Genomic DNA, 20,749 nt, shown 5'->3' on the forward strand with positions numbered 1-20,749 from the left:
CCCTTTTCTGCTGAGCCCCCTCCCGGCGCCGTATCCGTCCGCACGCATCAGCTCTGCCGATGCCGCGTCAGCTCTGCGCCGGGCCGCGCGATCGCCGGGCCGTGCAGGTCGCCGGATCAGCTCTGCATGTCTCCGCCGCCGTCGGACGGCGCATCCGCCGGGGGCTCGCCGCCCTCGCCCGGCGCACCCTCGGGCGGGGTGCCGCCCTCACCGCCGGGACCGCCCTCTCCATCGGCCGGCGGCTGGCCGCCCGCACCGCCCTCTCCGCCGCCCATCCCGCCGGCCTCGGGCTCCGTGGTGGTGTCGATAGGGACGTCGATGGCGAAGGAGTAGCCGGAATCCAGGTCGCCGGAGAGGGCCGCGAGCTGCTGCTCGTAGCCGTCGGAGAAGATCCCGTCGGTCTCGAGGGTGAGCTCGGAGAGGTTCTCGGCGCTGCCCGCGTACTCGGTGAGCTCGTAGACGCCGTCCGCCTCCGTCTGGGGCAGCGCGATCTGCGAGGTGAGGATCGCGTTGGTCGCATCGACGATGGACTCCGCGTCGGGGAACACCTCGAAGTGGAGGTGGGGCCAGCGGCCGGTGTAGCAGCCGGGGAAGATGGAGGTGAAGGTGACCTTGCCCTGCGCGTCGGCGATCTGCACGCCGCGCAGGTAGGTCTCCTCCTCCACCCCCTCGGAGTACATCGAGTACTCTCCGGCGGCGTCGCACTGCCACAGGTACACGGCCGCGCCCTCCATCGGCACGTCGCCGCCGGCCATGTCAATGATGGTCATGGTGATGTCGAGGGGGACGCCCTCGGCCGTGGTGTCCGAGTCGATGGAGGAGCGGATGTCGGACCGCTCCACGCCGCTGGTCTCGAGCACGTCGGCGCCGTTGGAGCCGTCGCCCGGGTAGGGGCCGGCGGTCTCGCCCGGCATCTCGGTGAGCTCGCTGGAGGCGCTGGAGCCGCCGGCGTCGCTCGCCCCTCCCCCGTCGCTCGCGGCGCCGGTGCTGGTCGCGGAGCCGCTCGAGCAGGCGGCGAGGACGGCGGCGACGCTGCCCGCGCCGAGCACGCCGAGCGCGCCGCGGCGGGAGACCAGAGTGCCGACGTCGAAGGCGAGGCCCTGGTCCTCGACATCCTCGTCCGGGTGGTGGAGGGGCCGGCCCTCGAAGCTGTTGCGCGGTGCGGTGCCCGAGGGGACCGCTCCGGCGGAGTTCTGTGCGGCGGTGTGCTCGCGCGCCTCGGGATAGGGGCGGCCGACGCGGCGGGGGTCGGTGGTGTCCATGGCGGGTCCTCTCGGTCTCCTGCGGTGAAGCCGGAAACCTAAGGACGCAGGCTGTGCGGCCACTTGAGCCTTTCCGTGACCTCTCGGAAGAGTGGCCGGGAACTTCCTGGGAGACCGGGCGCCTCGCCGCGCGGTCGACGACGCGTCCGCAGGGCGAGCGGGACGACGTGCAGGGCCTTTGACCTGCGGCATCGAGGCAGGGAACGTCGGTCGGCGCTCAGATCCCCGGCGCTCCCCGCGGCTGGCCGGGGACTGCCCGTGACAGGGCCCGCTGTGACGCAGACCGCCGCTCGGCGACCGATCCTGCACCCTCCCGGCGGATCTCGTACGGTGCTGAGCATGCGACTCCTCCTTCTCCGCCACGGCCAGACGCCCTCCAACGTCGAGGGGATCCTCGACGCCGCCTATCCCGGGCCGGGGCTGACCACGCTCGGCCACGCCCAGGCTCGCGCGGTCCCCGCCGCGCTCGCGCACGAGGACATCGCCGCCATCCACGTCTCCCGCCTGCTGCGCACCCACGAGACCGCGGCCCCGCTCGCCGCCTCGCGCGGGCTCAGCCCGCGCCTGACCGAGGGGATCGAGGAGATCCGCGCCGGGATCCACCAGGGCCGGCAGGACGCGGAGGCCGTCGACGCCTATCAGGACAACCACCAGCGCTGGAGCGCGGGCGAGCTCGAGGGCGGGCTGCCCGGCGGTGAGACCGGGCGGGAGTTCTGGGACCGCTGGACCCGGGCGCTGCGGCACATCGCGGATCAGCACGCCGAGGACGCGACCGTTGTCGTGGTCAGCCACGGCGCCGCGATCCGCGTGTTCGCCTCGGTCGCCGGCGGGCTCGGCGCCGCCTCGCTGTCCGAGCGGCCGCTGTACAACACGGGCCTGGTCACCCTGGTGGGGGACCCGGCGGCGGGCTGGCGCGTCGAGGACTGGGTTTCCAGTCCCGTCGGCGGCGAGCACCTGCTTCGCGATGCCGAGCACGACGTGACCGCCGACGACGCGGCCGACGCGAAGGCCTGAGGGCCGCCGCAGGTCATCGCGCCGTCGGCCACTCCAGGCCCGGGGTGTCCGGGCCCTCGTAGGGCGCGTCCCCGACCTCGGCCTGCATCCGCGCGGTCAGCTCCTGCATCTCGGCGAGCGCCTGCGCGTAGGCGGGATCGCCTGCCGCGTCGGTCATCTCCGGCGGATCGGCGACGGGCCGGCTCGGGTCGCCGGGACTCCATGCCCTCGCTGCGCAGTCTCGCAGGCGACGCCGTCCGGGCGTCGGTGTCAGCGGACGGCGGCGGCCTCGAGCGCGGGACGCGCCTGCCGGAAGCGGGCCGCGGCCACGGCGATCACCGCCGGGTGGTCGCCGAGAGGGGCGGAGACGAGATCCGCCCCGGCCCGCTCCACGAGGTCCGCGAAGTGCCCCGGGGCGAGCACGTAGCTCGCGGCGATGACGCGGCGCGCCCCCGCAGCGCGGGCCGAGGCCACCGCGTCCGGGATCGTGGGGGCGCAGCCGGCCCCGTAGCCGACGGTGACCGGGGCGGGCAGTCGCGAGGCGAGGAGGTCCCGCATCCGCTCCACGGCGCGGGCGGCGGCGGGGTCGGAGGAGCCGGCCGCGGCGAGCACCACGTGATCGCCCGGCCGGTGGCCGGCGTCGCCCCCGCTCACCGCGGCCAGACGGTCGCACAGGGACCGCACCAGCAGCTCGTGCGGGCCCAGCGGCTCGGCGGCCGCGGCGCCGGGGTGCGGGGCGACGGCGGCGGCGATGTCCACGGAGGTGTGGAATCCGGTCGAGAGCAGCAGCGGCAGCACCACGACGGGCCCGTGCGCGGCGGCCTCGGCGACGACGCCGGCGACCTCGGGCTGCTCGACGTCGACGTAGGCCTCCCGCACCTCGGTCCCGGGGACCGCGTCGGCGAGGGCGGCGCGGATCCGGGCGACGGCGGCGCGGCCGGCCGGGAAGCGGGTTCCGTGCGAGCAGGCGACGAGGGTGGTCATGAGGCGTCCTCCTGGAGGCGACGGCCGGCGTCGGCGGGATCGAAGTGCTGGACGACGGTGCGCACGAGCGCGCCCATCCGGCTGCGGGCGGGCAGCAGCGCGGGGATGCCGCGCGCCTCGAGCGGCCCGGCGGTGAGGGGGCCGACGGCCGCCATCAGCAGGCGCCCGGCGCGGGCGTGCGCGGCGATGCCGGGCAGGGCACCGGCCCGTTCGGCCGCGGCGAGCCAGTTCTCGGTGCCGGGTGCGGCGGTGAAAAGCACCGCATCGACCTCGCCGGCGGCGGCGGCGAGCGCGGAGCGGTGCACGGCCGCCGGGTCCCGGGGCGGTCCCCAGCGGTAGACGGTCAGGGCCGTGACCTGGGCGCCGGCCTGTTCGAGCGCCTCGTCGAGGCCGTCGGCGCCGGAGCCGTGGTGCTGGACCGCGGCGCGGATCCCGTGCAGGTCACGGCCCGCGAGGTGCTCGATGATCTCGGCGGAGGTGCCGTCGGCCGCGACCCAGTCGACGGTGAGGCCGACGCTCTGGGCGGCGCCGCGGGCCTTCGGACCGCGGGCGAGGACGCGGGTGCTGGCGAGCGCGGCGCGCAGGGCGGGGGCGATGCCGGCGGCCTCGGCCGCCTCGAACCAGCCGCGCATCCCCACCCCGGTGGTCGCGATCAGGAGCTGCGGCGGCCGGGCGACGAGCTCGGCGGTGCGCTCCAGCAGCAGCGGGTCGTCGACGTGCGGGATCATGCTCATCGCGGGGGCGTGCTGGATCGCGGCGCCGTGCCGCCGGAGCGCGGCGGCGAGCTCGTCGGCCCGTCGGTCCAGGGCCAGGACGAGGCGACGCCCCTCGAGCGCGGACGAGAGGCTCGCGGGGGCGCTCACGCCCCGGGTCCCGCGACGGGCGGCCGTGCGGTCGGTGCCGCGGAGCCGGCGGACTCCATCGGCGGGGCGAGGGGCGCGGGAGAGCAGCCGGACGGAGCAGCCGTGAGGACGCGCGCGTCGAGCGCCGGCGGCTCCTCGCCGAGCAGGCCGGGCCGGGCGACCTCGCCGATCACGATCACGGCCGGGCTGCGCACCTGCGCCTCCTCCGCCGCGCGCACGGCGCGCTCGAGGGTGGTGCGGGTGGTGCGCTGGCGCGGGGTGTGCCCGTTCTCGACGATCGCGACGGGCCTCTCCCCCGGCACGCCGTGGGCGCGGGCGGCGGCGACGAGGGCGGGCAGGGTCCGCACCCCCATCAGCACCACGGTGGTGATGCTGTCGTCGGCGAGCGCGGCGAGGGTCGCCGGGGACGGGCCGTGCGGCCCGGCGGCGTCGTGACCGCTGACCACGTGCACGCCTGCCGAGGTGCCGCGATGGGTGACGGGGATACCGGCGGCCTGGGGCACGGCGAGGGAACTGGAGATCCCGGGGACCACCTCGACCTCGATCCCCGCCGCCCGGCAGGCGAGCACCTCCTCCCCGCCGCGGCCGAGCACGAAGGGGTCGCCGCCCTTGAGCCGCACGACCGCACGCCCCGCGAGGGCGTGCTCGACCAGGAGCGCGCTGATCCGCTCCTGCGGGACGGGGTGATGGCCGGGGCGCTTGCCCACGTCGACCAGCAGCGCGTCGGGACGCAGCTCCGCGCGGATCTCGGCGGCGGGGCCGAGCCGGTCGGCGATCACCACGTCGGCCGCGCGCAGCAGGCGCAGGGCGCGCACGGTGAGCAGGTCCAGCGGACCGGGCCCGCCGCCGATGAGGGCGACGCGGCCGGGGACGGCGCCGCTCATCGCGCGCCCCCGCGCAGCACGTACAGGTCCCCGTCGAGGGTCCGCACGGGCCAGACGCGCAGCCGCTCCACGGCCTTCCCGCGGGTGTCGACGCAGGTGCCGGAGCGCAGGTCGAAGACCTGCTTGTACATCGGGGAGGCGACGGTGGGGCGTCCCGCGCGGGAGCCGACGATGCCGCGGGAGATGACGTTCGCGCCCGAGTAGGGGTCGTGGTTGTCGACCGCGCGGACGTCCCCGTCCGGCAGCAGGAACAGGGCGACCTGCTCGTCCCCGAGGAGGGCGGCGCGGCCGCGCTCGACCTCGAGGTCCTCCAGCGGGCACAGCCGCTCCCAGTTCGCGGCGAGCTGCGGGGCGAGGGTGGGGGTGGTGAGGGTCGTGGTCATCGTCGTACCTCCAGGGTCGTGCCGGCGATCAGGACGGAGTCGCTGCCGCGCTCCTCGGGCCGGGCGGGACGGATCTGACCGCGCTCGGGGACGTGGGCGAGGCCGGGGTCGGGGGTGGCGGGGGCGTTCACGAAGGAGCGGAAGCGGGCGAGCTTGGCGGGATCGGCGAGCGTCGCGGCCCATTCGTCGCGGTAGCCCTCGACGTGGCGGGCCATCGCCGCGTCGAGGTCGGCGGCCAGGCCCAGGGAGTCCTCCATGATCACCTCGCGCAGGGAGTCGATCCCGCCGTCGAGGGACTCGACCCAGGGGGCGGTGCGCTGGAGCTTGTCCGCGGTGCGGATGTAGTACATGAAGTACCGATCCAGCGTGCGGATCAGGGTGTCGTCGTCCAGGCCCTCGGCGAGCAGCTCGGCGTGGCGCGGGGTCGCGCCGCCGTTCCCGCCGACGTACAGGTTCCAGCCCTGGGCGGTGGCGATGATGCCGGCGTCCTTGGAGCGGGCCTCGGCGCACTCGCGGGCGCAGCCGGAGACGCCGAGCTTGAACTTGTGCGGGGCGCGCAGGCCCCGGTAGCGCAGCTCGAGCCGCACCGCCATGTCCGTGGAGTCCAGCACGCCGTAGCGGCACCAGGCGGAGCCCACGCAGGACTTCACGGTGCGCAGGGACTTGCCGTAGGCGTGGCCGGACTCGAAGCCCGCGTCCACCAGGCGCTGCCAGATCAGGGGCAGCTGCTCGAGGCGGGCGCCGAACATGTCCACGCGCTGGCCGCCGGTGATCTTCGTGTAGAGGCCGAAGTCCCGGGCGACCTCCCCCACCACGATCAGGCCCTCGGGGGTGACCTCGCCGCCGGGCATGCGCGGGACGACCGAGTAGGTGCCGTCCTTCTGCAGGTTCGCCATGACGTGGTCGTTGGTGTCCTGCAGGGTCGCGTTCTCGCCGTCGAGCACGTGCTCCCCGCCGAGGACGGCGAGGATGCTGGCGAGCACGGGCTTGCAGACGTCGCAGCCGCGGCCGCGGCCGAACCGCTCGATGACGGCGCTGAAGGTGGTCAGGCCCGAGACGTGGATGGCGTCGAAGAGCTGGCGGCGGGAGAGCTCGAAGTGCTCGCACAGCCCGGTGGACACGGCCTTCCCGAGCTTCGCGAGCTCGCCGCCCACCAGGGACTTCACCATGACGGTGCAGGAGCCGCAGGTGGCGCCGGCCTTGGTGCAGGCGGTGACCTCGGCGGCGTCGGTGCAGCCCTGCTCGCGCACGGCGTGACGGATCGCGCCGGCGCTCACCGAGGAGCAGGAGCACACGATCGCCTCGTCGGGCAGCTCGGGAATCGGGGCGTCGACGCCGCCGGCGGGCAGGAGGTGCGCGGCGGGGTCGCCGCCGAGGGGACCGCCCACCAGCGGGCGCAGCGCGCCGTACGCGCTCGCGTCGCCGACGAGCATCCCGCCGAGCAGGGTCTTCGCATCGTCGGAGAGGACGAGCTTCTTGTGCACGCCGCTGACGGGGTCGGTGTAGACGACGTCGAGGGCGCCGGGGGTGGTGGCGAAGGCGTCGCCGAAGCTGGCGACGTCCACTCCGGAGAGCTTGAGCTTGGTGGAGAGGTCGTAGCCGTCGAAGGTCGCGCTCCCGCCGAGGATCCTGTCGCTGACCACCTCGGCCATGGCGTAGCCGGGGGCGACGAGGCCCACGCACTGCCCTTCGAAGGCGGCGACCTCGCCGATGGCGTGGACGGAGGGGTCGGAGGTGGTGCAGGCCGCGTCGATCCGCACCCCGCCGCGCTCCTCGCAGGCGAGGCCCGCCGCGCGGGCGAGCTCGTCGCGGGGACGCACGCCGACGGTGAGGACGACGAGGTCCGCGGGCAGCTCGGTGCCGTCGCGGAGGAGGACGGCCTCGACGGCCCCGTCGGGGCCGGGGCGGAGCGCGGTGGTGCGGGCGTCGGTGCGCACGGCGATGCCGCGGGCCTCGATGAGGCGGCGCAGCACGGTCCCGGCGGGCAGGTCCAGCTGCGCGGACATGAGCCGGTCGCTGGACTGGAGCACGGTCGCCTCGGCGTCCATGCCCTGCAGCGCGCCGGCGGCCTCGAGGCCCAGCAGTCCGCCGCCGACGACGACGCCGCGCACCGGGCGTCCCAGCGCCGCGGCCCGTTCCTGCACGTGGCGCTGCAGGGAGTCCACGTCGTCGAGGGTGCGGTAGACGAAGCTGCCGGGCAGCTCCGCACCGTCGACCGGGGGCCGCGCGGCGACCGAGCCGGTGGCGAGGACGAGGTGGTCGTAAGGGTGGACGGCGCCGGAGGCGGTGGTGACGGTGCGGGCTGCGCGGTCGATGGCGGTGGCCGCATCGTCCTCGTGGAGGGTGACGCGGGGGTCGGCGAAGATCGTGTCCGGGAGCGCGAGCTCCTCGGGGCTGTCCCCGTCGAAGAAGCGGGTCAGGCCCACCCGGTCGTAGGGGCGGCGGGCCTCGTCACCGAGGACGGTGATCGTCAGGTGGCCCTCCGAGCGGGTGACCAGGGAGTCGACCAGGCGGTGCGCCGCCATCCCGGCGCCGATCACGACGATGCGGGGGCTCATCGGCTCGCTCCCGCCAGCTCGGGCGCCTCGACCGGGACGGAGGGGACGGCCGCCGGGACCGCGGCATCGGCCGTCGGGGCGGAGCGGCGGCGGTGGGCGAGGTAGAGCGGCAGGCCCACGAAGGTCAGGCCGCCCACGAGGTTGCCGATCACGGTGGGGATCTCGTTCCAGATCAGGTAGTCCATGAGGGTGAAGTCCGCGCCGAGCAGCAGGCCCGAGGGGAACAGGAACATGTTCACGATGGAGTGCTCGAAGCCCATGTAGAAGAAGAGCATCACGGGCATCCACATGCAGGCGATCTTCCCGAGGATGCTGTCGGAGATGAACGCGCCGACCACCCCGGTGGAGACCATCCAGTTGCACAGCACCCCGCGCACGAACAGGGTGAGCATCCCGGCCGCGCCGTACTCGGCGTAGCCGACGGTGCGGCCGTGCCCGATCTCGGAGATCGCCTCCCCCACGGCGCTGGGCTCGGTGGAGAAGCCGTAGGTGAAGTAGATGGCCATCAGCACCGCGACGGCGACCGCGCCGATCAGGTTCCCCAGGAACACCAGGCCCCAGTTGCGCAGCATCGCGGGGAGGGTGACGCCGTCGCGGCGGGCGAGCCAGGCGAGCGGCACCAGGGTGAACACCCCGGTGAGCAGGTCGAAGCCCATCAGGTACAGCATGATGAAGCCGACGGGGAACAGCATCGCGCCGAGCAGCGGCTGGCCGGTCTGGGTGGAGACGGTGACGGCGAAGGCGGCGGCCAGCGCGAGGATCGCCCCACCCATGGCTGCGCGGAGGAGGGTGGTTCCGGTGGAGTAGGAGGCCTTCGCGGCGCCGGCAGCGGTGAGGCGGTCCACCAGATCGGCGGGCTGGACGTAGGACATGGCAGCTCCTGGGGTGGGAGGGGTGGGTCATGTCCCGTGCGCCTGCAGCGGGGTACGGCCATCGTGTCCGGTGCGGCGGCCCGGGCGAAGCCCCGGAGGGGCCCGTGACCTTCTCGTGATCCGAAGTCTCAGGCGGCGCGGACACGGCGGGGCGTTCCCACGGGAACGTCCGAGCACACGTCCCTCGACCTCAGTGCGTTCCCGCAGCCGTCCTCGCGCGCCGCGCACGGCACCAGGGTGGACCCCGGGCGGCGCGGAGGATGGTGGCGCCGGTGGAGCAGGAGGCGTTCGCGGCGCCGGCGGCGGTGAGACGGTCCGCCAGGCCGAGCGGGGCGCGGACTCCACGCAGTCCCCGGCGCCCGGGAAGAGGAACGGCACGTGAGGCGTTGACCCCATGGGTGCCGGGCGAGCCGGCCGGCACCCTCACTCGACGAAAGGTGCCCCCATGGCCGTCCCGCTCTCGATCCTCGACCTCGCGACCGCCGCGCGCGACCAGACCCCGGCGGACGCGCTCGAGGGCACGGTCGCCCTGGCCCGAAAGGCGGAGGAGGCCGGGTACCGGCGGGTCTGGTACGCCGAGCACCACAACATGGCGTCGATCGCGTCCTCCGCGACCTCGGTGCTGATCGCCCACGTCGCCGCGCACACCAGCACCATCCGGCTCGGAGCGGGCGGCGTCATGCTGCCCAACCACTCCCCGCTCGTGATCGCCGAGCAGTACGGCACCCTCGAGACGCTCCACCCGGGCCGGATCGACCTGGGCCTCGGCCGTGCGCCGGGCACCGACCAGAACACGATGCGCGCGCTGCGCCGCAGCGCCGCCTCCGCCGACTCCTTCCCCGAAGACGTCATGGAGCTGCAGGGCTACCTGCAGGGCCGGTCCCGGATCCCGGGCGTGGACGCCTACCCGGGCAAGGGCACCGACGTCCCGCTGTTCATCCTCGGCTCCTCGCTGTTCGGCGCGGGCCTCGCCGCCGCGCTCGGGCTGCCCTATGCCTTCGCCTCGCACTTCTCCCCCGGCGCTCTCCACGAGGCGATCGCGCTCTACCGCCGCGAGTTCCAGCCCTCCGAGCAGCTCGAGAAGCCCCACGTCATCGCCGGCTTCAACGTGATCGCCGCCGACGATCGGACCGACGCCGAGCGCCAGCAGCACGAGATGATGCGCAGCCGGGTGGCGCTGCTGCTGCGCCCGGGCACCGAGTACACCGACGAGCAGGCCGACGAGCTGCTCGCCGCCCCGCAGGCCCAGCACCTGCACCAGATGGCGACCTACAGCGCCGTCGGCACCCCCGACGTGGTGCGGGACCAGGTCGCCGAGTTCGCCGATGCCACCGGCGCCGACGAGCTGATCATCGCCCACCAGGGCCCGCGGGTGGAGCAGCGGCTGCGGTCGGCGGAGCTGCTGGCGGAGGCGTACATGCGGTGAGGGTCGCCCTCGGCCGCGACGTGCGCCGCCGCCCTCACTCGTCGGGGTCGTACCGCCCCTGGGTGGGGAGGGTGTCCCAGAAGGAGGTGTCGGCGGCCTGGATGGACCCGTCGGCGATCGCGCGGGTCGTCTCCTCGAGGGTGATGACCGTCTGCCGGATGAGGTAGCCGCTGCTGCGGGCACCGAGCACGTAGCTCTCGCCGGAGTGGTCGGCCATGCCGCGCATCTCGAACAGGAGCGTGGCGATGTCGTACTCGACGGCGAGGCCGTTGCGACTGATGGTCTCGGCGGAGCCGCCGTTGTACTTGCCGATCAGCCCCCAGCCGGTCGAGTCGACCGCCTCGTACACGACGGCGCCGAGCTGCTTCGAGCGCTCGACGAGCTCGGCGGAGGCGTTCGGGGTGGTGGGGTACAGGATCGAGCCGGAGACCCAGTCCTCGCCGATCGCGCTGTAGGCGCCCTGGTGGTGGAGGTCGATCATGTAGTCGATGTCGTAGGCGCCCAGCACGTTCTCGTGCAGCGCCTGCGTCTCCGGCTGGAGCCGGTCGACGTGGTCGCGGTTGAGGTCCACCTCGCGGGCGTTGTAGCGGGTGAGATGGCGGTCGCCGTGGGCGATGTAGCCGTCCAGGGAGAAGTCGACGTCGCCCATCGCGCCGTCGGGGTTGAGCATCGGGCCGACGAGCACGTTGACGCCGTCGAGCACATCGCGGTTGCGGCCGGTGCCGAGGTGCTTGATGAACTCGAGCGCCCCTTCGGTGGTGAGCTGCTCGTTGCCGTGCTGCTGGGTGAGGAAGAGGACCGTGGGGTTCGCGGGGTCGCCGATCCACGAGGCGAGGTAGAGGTCCCGCCCCTTCACCGACTGCCCGATGACGCTCAGCTCCATCGCGGGCTGCTTGTCGGCCTGCTTCTGCAGGAATGCGGCGAGGTCGTCGTAGGTGGAGAGGTGGGCGGTGGTGATGTTGCCGTTGCCGCCCCATTCGGGGCCCTTGCCGACGGCTCCGGCCGCCACCGGCACGGAGAGGAGGGGCAGCGCCGTCAGGGCGCCGATGACACGTCGTCGTATGAGGTGGGTCATGTTCTGACCCAAGCAGAGCGGCCGCACAGGTTTCAAGGGACGATTCGGACGAGTTCTGGCCGAAACGGGTCTACGTGCCGCGGTGACGTGGCCCGCACCGGGTCTCGCCGCCGGCGCGGGGCACGCGGCGTCGGGCGGATCGGCTCTACGATCTCCTGCGACCCCTCCCCCACCCTGCAGGAGCACTCCGCCATGACCTGGACCCCCACTGCCGAGGACGACCGTCGCTTCCTCTCCCTCGCGATCGAGCAGGCGCGGAAGAGCTGGGACGAGGGCGGGGTGCCGATCGGCGCGGTGCTGGTCCACGACGGGCAGGTGCTCGCCGCCGGTCACAACCAGCGCGTGCAGAAGGACTCCGCGATCCTCCACGGCGAGACCGACACGATCGAGAAGGCCGGGCGTCTGCGCGCAAGCGTGTACCGGGAGTCGGTGCTGTACACGACCCTGTCGCCGTGCATCATGTGCTCCGGCACCGCGCTGCTGTACGAGATCCCGCGGATCGTGGTGGGCGAGAACCGCACCTTCGAGATGGCCGAGGACCTGCTGCGCGAGCGGGGCGTCACCGTGGACGTGCTCGACGACCCCGACTGCATCGCGCTGATGGAGCGGATGATCGCCGAGCGTCCCGAGATCTGGAGCGAGGACATCGGCGTGGAGACGGGCGAGCTCAGCACGTCGGCCGACGGCGCGCGCGCTGCAGGCGCCGAGGACTCCGACGTCGACGGCGCCGGCCGGTGACCGCGGCCGAGCTGCGCGAGGAGGCGGGCACCGAGCCCGTCGACCCCGACTACCCGGTCACCCCCGTCCCCGCCTCGGCGCGGCGCGGCGTCGTCTCGATCTCGGTGGTGCTGATCGGGTTCACCGTCTTCGCGCCGACGCTCATGGCCGGCGCATCCATCGGCGCGGCCTTCCGCTTCAGCGAGTTCCTGGCCGTGCTGCTGGTGGGCTCGGTGGTGCTCGGCGCGTACGTCGCCGCGATCGGCTTCCTCGGCGCCCGCACCGGGCTGACCACGGTGGTCATGTCGAGATATACGTTCGGCACCGCCGGGTCGAAGCTCGTCTCGGTGCTGCTGGGCGGCACGCAGATCGGCTGGTACGGGGTGGCGGTCGGCTCGATCGGGCAGATGACCGCGCTCGCCTTCGGATGGGAGAGCGCCTGGGCCCCGGCGCTGGTGATGATCGGCGTCTCCGCCCTGATGATGCTCACCGCGCTGTACGGCTACGAGGGCATGTACTGGGTCTCGCTGATCTCGACGCCGCTGATCCTGGTGCTCGCCTTCTGGATCACCGCGCTCGCGCTCGGAGAGGTGGGCGGCTGGCGGGGCCTGTTCGACATCGCCCCCACCACCTCCATGACCTGGGCCGCGGCCGTGACGACCGTGGTGGGCACCTTCGCCTCCGCCGGCACGCAGGCCGCGAACTGGACCCGCTTCGCAAAGCGCGGCCGAGACGCCGTGATCGCCTGCGGGCTCGGCTTCGTGATCGGCAACGGCCTGATGGTGTTCTTCGGCGCCGTCTCCGCGCTCGCGTTCGGCGAGGGCGACTTCACCACCCTGCTGCTGGGCATGGGCATGATCGGCTGGGGCCTGTTCTTCCTGTTCGGGAACCTGTGGAAGTCCAACGCGGATGCCGCCTACGCCTTCGGCGTCGCCGGGGCCGAGCTCGCCAACGCCCGGCGCAAGGGCCCGTTCATCATCGGCGGCGTCGCGATCGGCACCGTGCTGGCGCTCCTCGGCGTGGAGGGGCACATCGTGGGCTACCTCAGCCTCATCGGGATCTTGATCCCGCCGGTGGGCGGCGTGCTGATCGGCGACTGGATCGCCCGGTGGCGGGGTGGGCAGCCGGCGCTGTCGACGCTGACCGAGAAGGTGCGCTGGCAGGCGCTCGTGCCGTACGTGGCCGGGTGCGTGGTGGCGTGGGTGTCGAACGAGTACGGGATCGGGATCGCGCCGCTGAACGGGATCGTCGTGGCGCTGGTGGGGGCGTGGGTGTTGGGGGTGCGGGCGAAGCGAGAGCTCACCCCCGCCGCATAAGCCCCCATCCGTCCTGCGGCTTTCGCTGCGCCTGTCACCGGCTCTTCGTACGATCGACGGTGTCGGCCCAGCAAGAGGAGCATTCGCGGTGGAGAGTCCAGTCATCCGAGTCGTTGGCGCCATCATCGAACGAGACGGTGCGGTCTTCGCCGCCCGACGCAACGCCGAGCGCAGTGCTGGCGGGCTGTGGGAGTTCCCCGGCGGGAAGATCGAAGCGGGAGAGACCGCTGAGGACGCGCTGCGCCGCGAGCTCCAGGAGGAGTTGAGCGTCGACGTCGCCGTCGGCCCGTTCGTCGACCGGAGCCTGAGCGATGTCGGCACTGCGCGCATCGAGCTCTCCTGCTACGCCGCACAGTTCACGGGCGAGGATCCCATCGCCAGCAGCGACCACGACGCGATGCAGTGGGTGCCGCTCACGGAGCTGTCCTCGCTTCAGTGGGCGCCTGGCGATGTTCCGCTCCTTGACGGTTTGCCAGACCGGCTCGCCTCCCTTCGCCGCGAGCCCGAGGCGGAGTGATGGAGGGGCAGCAGGCCCTAGACCCCGGCCTCTACGAACTGCTCCTCACCACGGGCCTTACCGATGCAGTGCGGTTGACCGAAGAGCAGGGCTTACTCACCCCGACGGAAGACGTCGACGACGCAGACGTCGCGCACGTCCTCACTCAGCACGTCGCACGGACCGTCGAGCAGGCGTTGAAAACTGCACCCCGCGAGGAGCGCATCGCCCTCGTGAACCGCCTCCTCTCCGCGCTGTCCTCCGCTGCCCCGGACCCCGAAGTGTCACCTGGACCGCGCCTCCTCACCTCGGTGACGGCACCAGAAACACCGCCCCTGCCCCGTCCGTCGACGCCGCTCAGCGACGTCGCGCTTTTCACGAACTCGCGAATGGATCCGCAGCTCGGCTCGGAACTGCGCCTCGAGATGGCGAGCGCGGATCGCATTGATCTGCTGTGCGCGTTCGTCCAGTGGAGCGGGATCCGCGTACTGGAGTCGGCATTAAGAGAAGCAGCCGAACGGGGCGTCCCGATCCGCGTCCTCACGACGACGTACATCGGTGCCACGGACCGCAAGGCGCTGGACTACTTCGTGCGGTCGCTGCACGCCGAGGTGCGGGTCAACTACGACGCGCAATCCACGCACCTTCATGCGAAGGCGTGGATGTTCCATCGGTCCAGTGGGTACACGACGGCATATGTGGGCAGCTCGAACATGAGCCGCGCAGCGCTCGTCGACGGCCTGGAGTGGAACGTCCGTCTCTCCCACCTGGCGACCCCGAGCCTGGTCGACAAGTTTGAGTCGACCTTCGAGACGTACTGGGACGATGCGGCGTTCGCGCCCTACGACCCGGACGAGGACGCCGAGTACCTCGACGCGCTCCTCGCGAAGAACAGCGGCCGCGCCTCCTCGGCAGACCTGTCCATCAGTCACCTCGATGTGCGTCCATACCCACATCAGACGGAGATGCTCGATGATCTCGCCGCCGAGCGGGAGGTGCACGACCGGCATCGCAACCTGCTTGTCGCGGCGACAGGCACGGGCAAGACCGTGGTTGCCGCTCTGGACTACAAGCGCTTGCGGACGTCGGACGCCGATCAGCCGACGATCCTCTTCGTTGCGCATCGCAAGGAGATCCTCGAGCAGTCTCTGAGGACCTACCGCGACGCCCTGAAAGACGGCGCGTTCGGAGAGTTGTTCGTCGATGGACGAAAGCCCGTCCGACGGCGGCACGTCTTCGCGTCGATCCAGTCGCTGCAGCAGGCGGGAGAGCTTGAGCGGTGGACGCGCGATCACTTCGACGTCATCGTCATCGACGAGTTCCATCACGCCGAAGCAGCGACGTATCGAAAGGTCCTCGACTACTTCACCCCGCGCGAGCTGCTTGGGCTCACGGCAACACCGGAACGGGCCGACGGAGTCGACGTTGCCCAGGAGTTCTTTGAGGGGCGGATCGCGAGCGAGCTGCGGCTCTGGGACGCCCTTACCGCCGACCTGCTCGTGCCTTTCCACTACTTCGGGATCGCCGATGGAGTGGACCTCAGCGGGCTGCGGTTCACCCGCGGTGCGTACAACACTGACCAGCTGAACTCCCTGTACACCGGCAACGACGCTCGAGCAGCGAAGGTGCTGCAGGCCCTGCGAGACAAGGTCACGGATCCGAGTCGCATGAGAGCGCTCGGCTTCTGCGTGAGCGTCGAGCACGCGCACTACATGGCCGAGTTGTTCCGTCGCGCCGGGCTGCCGTCGCTTGCGCTCAGCGGCGCGTCCGGTTCTGACGAGCGCCAGGAAGGACTCGCGAAGCTGCGGCGCGGCGAGATCGTCTGCCTGTTCGCCGTCGATCTGTTCAATGAGGGTCTCGACATCCCCATGATCGACACGGTCCTCATGCTGCGCCCCACGCAGTCCGCCACAATCTTCCTCCAACAGCTGGGCCGCGGACTCCGTCGAGCGGACAACAAGGCCGTACTCACCGTGCTCGACTTCGTCGGCCTCCAGCACACGAACTTCCGCTTCGACCTGAAGTACCGCGCGCTGACCGGGCTCTCCCGGAACAAGCTCGAGCGGAGCATCCGGGACGGATTTCCGTTCCTCCCTCCTGGAACACAGATCGTCTTCGACCGCGTCGCACAGGACATCGTGCTGTCGAACGTCAAGAAGCAGCTCAAGCTTTCGACGCGGGACCTCGTGGCAGACGTGCGCCAGCACAAGCCAGAGGACGACACCCCCGGCGACTACGCCTTGGGCTCATACCTGCACGCGGCAGAGCGATCCCTCGCGGACATTTACGGGCCGGGGACGCGCAGCCTGAGCGGGGAGAAACGCTCGGCGAGCTGGTCCGCACTCGTAGACTGGGCCTTCCCTGCCAGCGGAACGAAAGATTCGACGGAAGCAGCCGACGCGCTCCTTCGACGAGTCGTCACGCTGACTCACGTCGACGATCCGGAGCGAATTCAGGCGTATCGGCGTCTACTTACGGCACCGTCTCTTCCCTCAGATGTCGAGACGGACCTCTACGCAGCGATGCTCGTGTACTCCTTCTGGCCTACTGGCGAGCGGAGCATCCGCGAAGGACTCGAGCAGCTGCGTTCCCGCCCCGTTGTCGTGGAGGAGCTCCTGCAGCTGCTGACGTACCAAGAGCAGTCCTCGAGAGTGCGACCGGAGGCACTGACGGGCTCTGTCGCGCGCTCTCCGCTGCGATCGCACGCGAGGTACTCGCGTGAGGAACTTCTGGCCGGACTGGGGCTTGGCACTCTGGATACCGGCGCGCCGGGCTCGATTCGCGAAGGCGTGAAGTGGTTGCCCAGCATGAGCGTGGACGCCTTGCTGGTGACGCTGAAGAAGTCGGAAGCGGACTACTCCCCCACCACGATGTACCGCGACTACGCGATCAATCAGGAGCTCTTCCACTGGGAGTCCCAGAGCACGACAAGCGTGGAGAGCCCCACGGGGCAGCGATACATCAACCACGCAACGCGCGGCTCCAGTGTCGTCCTCTTCGTACGGCGCGCGAAGACCGGCGACATCGGCACCGAGCCCTACACCTGCCTCGGTACAGCCCAGTTCCAGCAGGCGACGGGGTCACGTCCGATGCAGATCGTGTGGCGGCTGGACAGGACGATGCCGGCAGACCTCTTCATGGAAGCCCGGGCGGTGGCGTAGGCACGTCCAACCGTCCGGGTCTTAAAGGCCGCGACGACGAGCGACAGACGCCACCCCAAACCCCCACAGCCCCACCACCGGCAGCAGCGGCCACCACCAGGTCACGCCGCTCTCCCCCACCACGCCCACGGAGGCCATGACGGCGAGGCCCACCACGACACACACGGCCGCGGCGATCGGCTTCCACAGCGGCGGCGCCGGCCGCTCGTCGGGGCGTGGCGTCTCGAAGCGACCCATCACCAGTACGACCACTCCGGTCAGGCCCAACAGCACGAGCACCCACAGCGGCCGCGTTGCCCACCACAGCCCGGTCAGCGGCTCGGGCAGCAGCGCCCGGGCGGCGAGTGCGAGCAGCAGATGCGCCACCCCCACCATGACGGTGAGGTGCCACAGGAACCAAGTCATGATCCGCTGGTTCACGAGCACGGTCACGAACCACAGCCTCGGCCGCCGCAGCAGCGCCTCGAGCGGCTTCTCCAGCGAGAGCACGAGCCATGCCTGGAGCATGCCCAGGAACGCCATCGTCACGCGCGTCGGGCTCGAGTTGGAGATCGCATCTCCCCCGGCAGTGATCATCGAGACCGGATACGGGCCCACCAGCACGAGCAGCAGCAGGCCGACAAGACCGATCCCGGCCAGCAGCATCCGTCGGCCGATGCCCGAGAGCCGGCCGTCGAGCCAGGCGTAGCCGACCTGGTGGAACGCCGCCCAGACGAGCAGGTAGTTCGGGTAGCCGAGCAGCGGCTGGTCGGCGGCGATGCTGATCGCGTCGACGATCCCGGCGAGCGCGATGCCGCCCACGATCGACCACCACCCGAAGCGCTCCCACAGCCACAGGCACGGCGGGCCCACGAGGATCACCATCAGGTACGCGGCGAGGAACCAGGTGGGGATCAGCGCCATCTGGGAGGCGAGCTGCACGGTCGCATGCGGGGCGCCGAGCGCGACCGCGACCACGCCGATCACGAGCCAGGCGAGCAGCAGCGGGATCAGCGGGATGCCCAGGCGTCGGAGTCTGGTGCGCAGCCATTCGGCGTAGCCGATCTCCTTGCGCCTCGCAGAGCGCCAGGAGAGTCCGTTGGAGTAGCCGCCGACGAGGAAGAAGATCGGCATGACCTGGAAAACCCAGGTCAGCGGGTGGGTCCACCGCGCGCCGTCGAGCACGCCGTGCGGGAGGATCCCGCCGTCGGGGTCGACGGCGATGATCGTCCAGTGCCCGAGGACCACCACGGTGATCGCGGCGGCGCGCAGGAAGTCGACGACCCGGTTGCGGGAGGCAGGGGTCGCGGCGTCGACCTTCTCGGCGCGGCTCGGGCGCGTGCTCGTCATCGGGTCCCCTCCCCTCAACCCGGCGGCGGAGCCGCTGGAAGTGGCGACAATCTACCCCGAGCTCCGCACTCCGCACGCGGGACCGGCTCGCTCCGGCGTCCCCGGCAAGAGCGCTTCCGCGCTGCGGGAGGGTCTGCGAGGCTCAGCCCATGACTGCTCACCACCACGCCTCGCACGCCCACGCGCCCTCGCACGCCGAGCCGGCCCCCGATCTCTCCCCCACCGAGTACTGGGAGCAGCGCTACTCCGGCAGCGAGCGCATCTGGTCCGGGAAGGTGAACGCGACCGTGGCCTCGGTCGTCGCCGAGCTCACGCCAGGCACGGCCATCGACCTCGGCTGCGGGGAGGGCGGGGACGTGCTGTGGCTCGCCGAGCAGGGCTGGACCGCACTCGGTCTCGACATCTCCGCCACCGCCGTCGGCCGGGCCCGTGACGAGGCCGCCGCGCGGGGGCTCGACGGGGCGAGCTTCGAGGCCGTAGACCTCGACGCCTGGCAGCCGGAACCGGGAACGGTCGAGCTGGTCACCGCGAACTTCTTCCAGTCGAACGTGGCGCTGGACCGCACCGCGATCCTGCGCCGGGCCATGACGGCGCTGCGCCCCGGCGGGCGCCTGGTCACCGTTTCGCACGCGGCACCGCCGTCCTGGGCGAAGGAGCATCCGGCAACGATGGTTTCAGTGCAGGAGGAGGCGGTGCAGCTCGGCACCCCGGCGTCGGAGTGGGTGATCGAGCTCGCCGAGGAGCGGCCCCGCGCCGCGACCGCCCCCGACGGGTCGGCGGGCGAGCACCGCGACGCGGTGCTGGTGCTGCGCCGGCGCTGACGGCCGCCCACCCTCAGCGGGTATAGCGGACTGGAGCGGGAATCCTTCGCGAGGCGTCACTCGCAGCCGACCCCGTCGCCGTCGCGGTCCAGCTTCCTGCTGTAGCCGGGGTCGCCGGCGTGCACGGGGGCCGCACCGGCCGCGCGCGCTGCGTCGCAGTTCTTGTAGTAGACGCTGCCGCCGCCGGAGCTGCTGTCGTTCGACTCCTCCTTCGGGGCAGGCTCGTACGCGGGAGCGGGCTCGGGCTCGGGTTCCGGAGCAGGCTCGGGCTCAGGGGCCGGCTCAGGTTCAGGCTCCGGCGCGGGCTCCTCCTCGGTCGCGACGACGTCGCCCTCGCCGGTCGCGGGCCACTGGTCATCGTCCTCGATCGCGAGGAAGTCCTCGCAGCTGCTGAGCACGCGCTCCATAGCGTCGGCCTCGGCGGGCTTGACCCACAGGTCGTACTTGTCCTTCACGGCGATCTGCCGGGCCACGTACTCGCAGCGGTAGTCCTTCTTCGGCGGGAGCCAGGTGGCGGCGTCGCCGTCACCCTTCTGCCGGTTCAGGCTCGACTCGACGGCGAGCAGGTTCAGCGGGTCGTTGGCGAACTCGCGGCGGGTCTGCTCGTCCCAGCTCGCGGCGCCGGTCTGCCAGGCGTCGGAGAGCGCGACGACGTGGTCGATGTCGACGGTGCTGTTCTCGCGGTCGAAGTCGACGGTGTCGCCGCTGTACGGGGAATCGAGGGTGCCGCGCTGGACGACGCAGCCGTTCGTGCCGCCCTTGAGGGTGATCGCGGTGAGGTCGCGGCGCAGGATGTCGTTGCGGGTGTCGCAGCCGTTGCGGTCCATGTCGTCGCGCCAGCCGAACAGCTCGCGGTCGTAGTCGGTCTTCGGGCCGCGTCCCTTCTCGTCGAGTCCGGCGAGGACCGCGAGCGCCGTGCCCTCGGCCGCGACGGGCTCCGGGGTCGGGGTGGGCGTCGGGGTGACCGTGGTGGTGGGCGCCGGAGTGGTCGGCGCCTCCGTCGTGGGAGCGGCCGACGTCGGCGCCTCCGTTGTCGGCTCGTCCGCCAGGACGGCGGTCTCCTCGAGGGCGGTCTCACCCGCGGCGACCTCGTCGGCCGGGGGCGTCTCGACCGTGACGCCGCCCGCGATCATCGCGACGAAACCGAGCGCGACCACGCCGGAGATCGCCCGCGCGGGCCACTTCATCGTCTCGAACTGACGCAGGGGCCCGCCCTTGGCGTCTTTCATCCGGCCGATGCTCAGCAGCACCAGGTCGACCAGCCACCAGATGAAGAACCCGCCTGCGGTGAAGAACTTCAGCAGGCCGGTCTTCCACTTGCCGAGGTAGAAGCGGTCCACGCCCCACACCCCGAGGAACAGCGAGAGCACCCAGGCGATCGGGAAGCTCTTGGCCGGGGCCTGCACGGGGCGCTGCGGCTGCCGCGCCGAAGTGGCCGGCTCGAAGGGCAGTCCGGCCTGCGGGCTCTGGCCGTACGTGGGCGCCGAGGGCCAGTTCTGGCTCCCGTCCGGGCGCGGCGGAGTCGGGTTCTGAGCGTTCATGCCCATCCTTCGTGATCGTCACCGATGTCCGTGCGCGGCACGGACCGGGGCGTCGGCGGCAGTCGCCC

General features: G+C 72.1%; 18 protein-coding genes. 7 read left to right on the forward strand and 11 right to left on the reverse strand.

Annotated features, from left to right (window positions below; translation table 11 throughout):
• Positions 1 to 116: 116 nt before the first annotated feature.
• Complete coding sequence (locus tag RBL05_RS09765; RefSeq protein WP_308739663.1) at positions 117 to 1,262, reverse strand: 3,4-dioxygenase subunit beta; 1,146 nt, start codon at positions 1,260 to 1,262, stop codon at positions 117 to 119.
• A gap of 339 nt (positions 1,263 to 1,601) precedes the next feature.
• Here RBL05_RS09765 and RBL05_RS09770 point away from each other — a divergent pair, with 339 nt between their 5' ends.
• Positions 1,602 to 2,276 (forward strand): histidine phosphatase family protein, encoded by a 675-nt coding sequence (locus RBL05_RS09770; RefSeq protein WP_308739662.1) that lies wholly within the window; start codon positions 1,602 to 1,604, stop codon positions 2,274 to 2,276.
• Between the two features lie 13 nt (positions 2,277 to 2,289).
• On the opposite strand, the gene RBL05_RS09775 is transcribed toward RBL05_RS09770, so the two are convergent.
• From RBL05_RS09775 to RBL05_RS09805, 7 genes are all read right to left on the reverse strand, one after another.
• Positions 2,290 to 2,433, reverse strand: coding sequence for a hypothetical protein (locus tag RBL05_RS09775; protein WP_308739661.1), 144 nt, complete (start codon positions 2,431 to 2,433; stop codon positions 2,290 to 2,292).
• Positions 2,434 to 2,525: 92 nt separating this feature from the next.
• On the reverse strand, positions 2,526 to 3,239 hold the full coding sequence (locus RBL05_RS09780; RefSeq protein ID WP_308739660.1) for a sirohydrochlorin chelatase: 714 nt from the start codon (positions 3,237 to 3,239) through the stop codon (positions 2,526 to 2,528).
• Entirely contained in the window at positions 3,236 to 4,102 is an 867-nt protein-coding gene (locus tag RBL05_RS09785; RefSeq protein WP_308739659.1) for a uroporphyrinogen-III synthase, read from the reverse strand. The genes RBL05_RS09780 and RBL05_RS09785 overlap by 4 nt, the downstream gene beginning before the upstream one ends.
• The gene (gene cobA, locus RBL05_RS09790; RefSeq protein WP_308739658.1) at positions 4,099 to 4,986 is read right to left on the reverse strand and encodes a uroporphyrinogen-III C-methyltransferase; all 888 of its coding nucleotides are present in this window, start codon (positions 4,984 to 4,986) and stop codon (positions 4,099 to 4,101) included. Before cobA ends, RBL05_RS09785 begins: the two co-directional genes overlap by 4 nt.
• Positions 4,983 to 5,369 (reverse strand): nitrite reductase small subunit NirD, encoded by a 387-nt coding sequence (gene nirD, locus RBL05_RS09795; RefSeq protein WP_308739657.1) that lies wholly within the window; start codon positions 5,367 to 5,369, stop codon positions 4,983 to 4,985. Before nirD ends, cobA begins: the two co-directional genes overlap by 4 nt.
• Positions 5,366 to 7,927 carry a nitrite reductase large subunit NirB gene (nirB, locus tag RBL05_RS09800; RefSeq protein WP_308739656.1) on the reverse strand — a complete coding sequence of 854 codons (2,562 nt, stop codon included), beginning with the start codon at positions 7,925 to 7,927 and terminating at the stop codon, positions 5,366 to 5,368. The genes nirD and nirB overlap by 4 nt, the downstream gene beginning before the upstream one ends.
• Positions 7,924 to 8,799, reverse strand: a complete 876-nt coding sequence (locus RBL05_RS09805) for a formate/nitrite transporter family protein (protein ID WP_308739655.1) — start codon at positions 8,797 to 8,799, stop codon at positions 7,924 to 7,926. Before RBL05_RS09805 ends, nirB begins: the two co-directional genes overlap by 4 nt.
• 445 nt (positions 8,800 to 9,244) lie before the next feature.
• On the opposite strand from RBL05_RS09805, the gene RBL05_RS09810 reads away from it, so the two are divergent.
• Positions 9,245 to 10,225: an LLM class flavin-dependent oxidoreductase gene (locus RBL05_RS09810; protein WP_308739654.1), complete on the forward strand. Its 981-nt coding sequence runs from the start codon at positions 9,245 to 9,247 to the stop codon at positions 10,223 to 10,225.
• Between the two features lie 34 nt (positions 10,226 to 10,259).
• On the opposite strand, the gene RBL05_RS09815 is transcribed toward RBL05_RS09810, so the two are convergent.
• Complete coding sequence (locus tag RBL05_RS09815; protein WP_308739653.1) at positions 10,260 to 11,300, reverse strand: M14 family zinc carboxypeptidase; 1,041 nt, start codon at positions 11,298 to 11,300, stop codon at positions 10,260 to 10,262.
• A gap of 192 nt (positions 11,301 to 11,492) precedes the next feature.
• On the opposite strand from RBL05_RS09815, the gene RBL05_RS09820 reads away from it, so the two are divergent.
• The 4 genes from RBL05_RS09820 to RBL05_RS09835 all read left to right on the forward strand — a co-directional run bounded on the left by RBL05_RS09820 (position 11,493) and on the right by RBL05_RS09835 (position 16,990).
• The gene (locus RBL05_RS09820; protein ID WP_308739652.1) at positions 11,493 to 12,038 is read left to right on the forward strand and encodes a nucleoside deaminase; all 546 of its coding nucleotides are present in this window, start codon (positions 11,493 to 11,495) and stop codon (positions 12,036 to 12,038) included.
• Positions 12,035 to 13,333 carry a cytosine permease gene (gene codB, locus RBL05_RS09825; RefSeq protein ID WP_308739651.1) on the forward strand — a complete coding sequence of 433 codons (1,299 nt, stop codon included), beginning with the start codon at positions 12,035 to 12,037 and terminating at the stop codon, positions 13,331 to 13,333. Before RBL05_RS09820 ends, codB begins: the two co-directional genes overlap by 4 nt.
• 88 nt (positions 13,334 to 13,421) lie before the next feature.
• A complete protein-coding gene (locus RBL05_RS09830) occupies positions 13,422 to 13,850 on the forward strand; it encodes a (deoxy)nucleoside triphosphate pyrophosphohydrolase (RefSeq protein ID WP_308739650.1) in 429 nt (142 codons plus the stop codon).
• Positions 13,850 to 16,990, forward strand: a complete 3,141-nt coding sequence (locus RBL05_RS09835; protein WP_308739649.1) for a DUF3427 domain-containing protein — start codon at positions 13,850 to 13,852, stop codon at positions 16,988 to 16,990. Before RBL05_RS09830 ends, RBL05_RS09835 begins: the two co-directional genes overlap by 1 nt.
• 21 nt (positions 16,991 to 17,011) lie before the next feature.
• Here RBL05_RS09835 and RBL05_RS09840 read toward each other — a convergent pair whose 3' ends face one another.
• A complete protein-coding gene (locus RBL05_RS09840) occupies positions 17,012 to 18,319 on the reverse strand; it encodes an acyltransferase family protein (RefSeq protein WP_308739648.1) in 1,308 nt (435 codons plus the stop codon).
• Positions 18,320 to 18,468: 149 nt separating this feature from the next.
• Here RBL05_RS09840 and RBL05_RS09845 point away from each other — a divergent pair, with 149 nt between their 5' ends.
• A complete protein-coding gene (locus RBL05_RS09845) occupies positions 18,469 to 19,140 on the forward strand; it encodes a class I SAM-dependent methyltransferase (RefSeq protein ID WP_308739647.1) in 672 nt (223 codons plus the stop codon).
• 56 nt (positions 19,141 to 19,196) lie between these two features.
• Here the strand turns inward: RBL05_RS09845 and RBL05_RS09850 are convergent, their stop codons facing one another.
• The gene (locus RBL05_RS09850) at positions 19,197 to 20,681 is read right to left on the reverse strand and encodes a DUF1524 domain-containing protein (RefSeq protein ID WP_308739646.1); all 1,485 of its coding nucleotides are present in this window, start codon (positions 20,679 to 20,681) and stop codon (positions 19,197 to 19,199) included.
• Positions 20,682 to 20,749 lie beyond the last annotated feature (68 nt).

This window comes from Brachybacterium sp. GU-2 (assembly GCF_030866705.2).
In the GTDB taxonomy this organism is placed as follows: domain Bacteria; phylum Actinomycetota; class Actinomycetes; order Actinomycetales; family Dermabacteraceae; genus Brachybacterium; species Brachybacterium conglomeratum.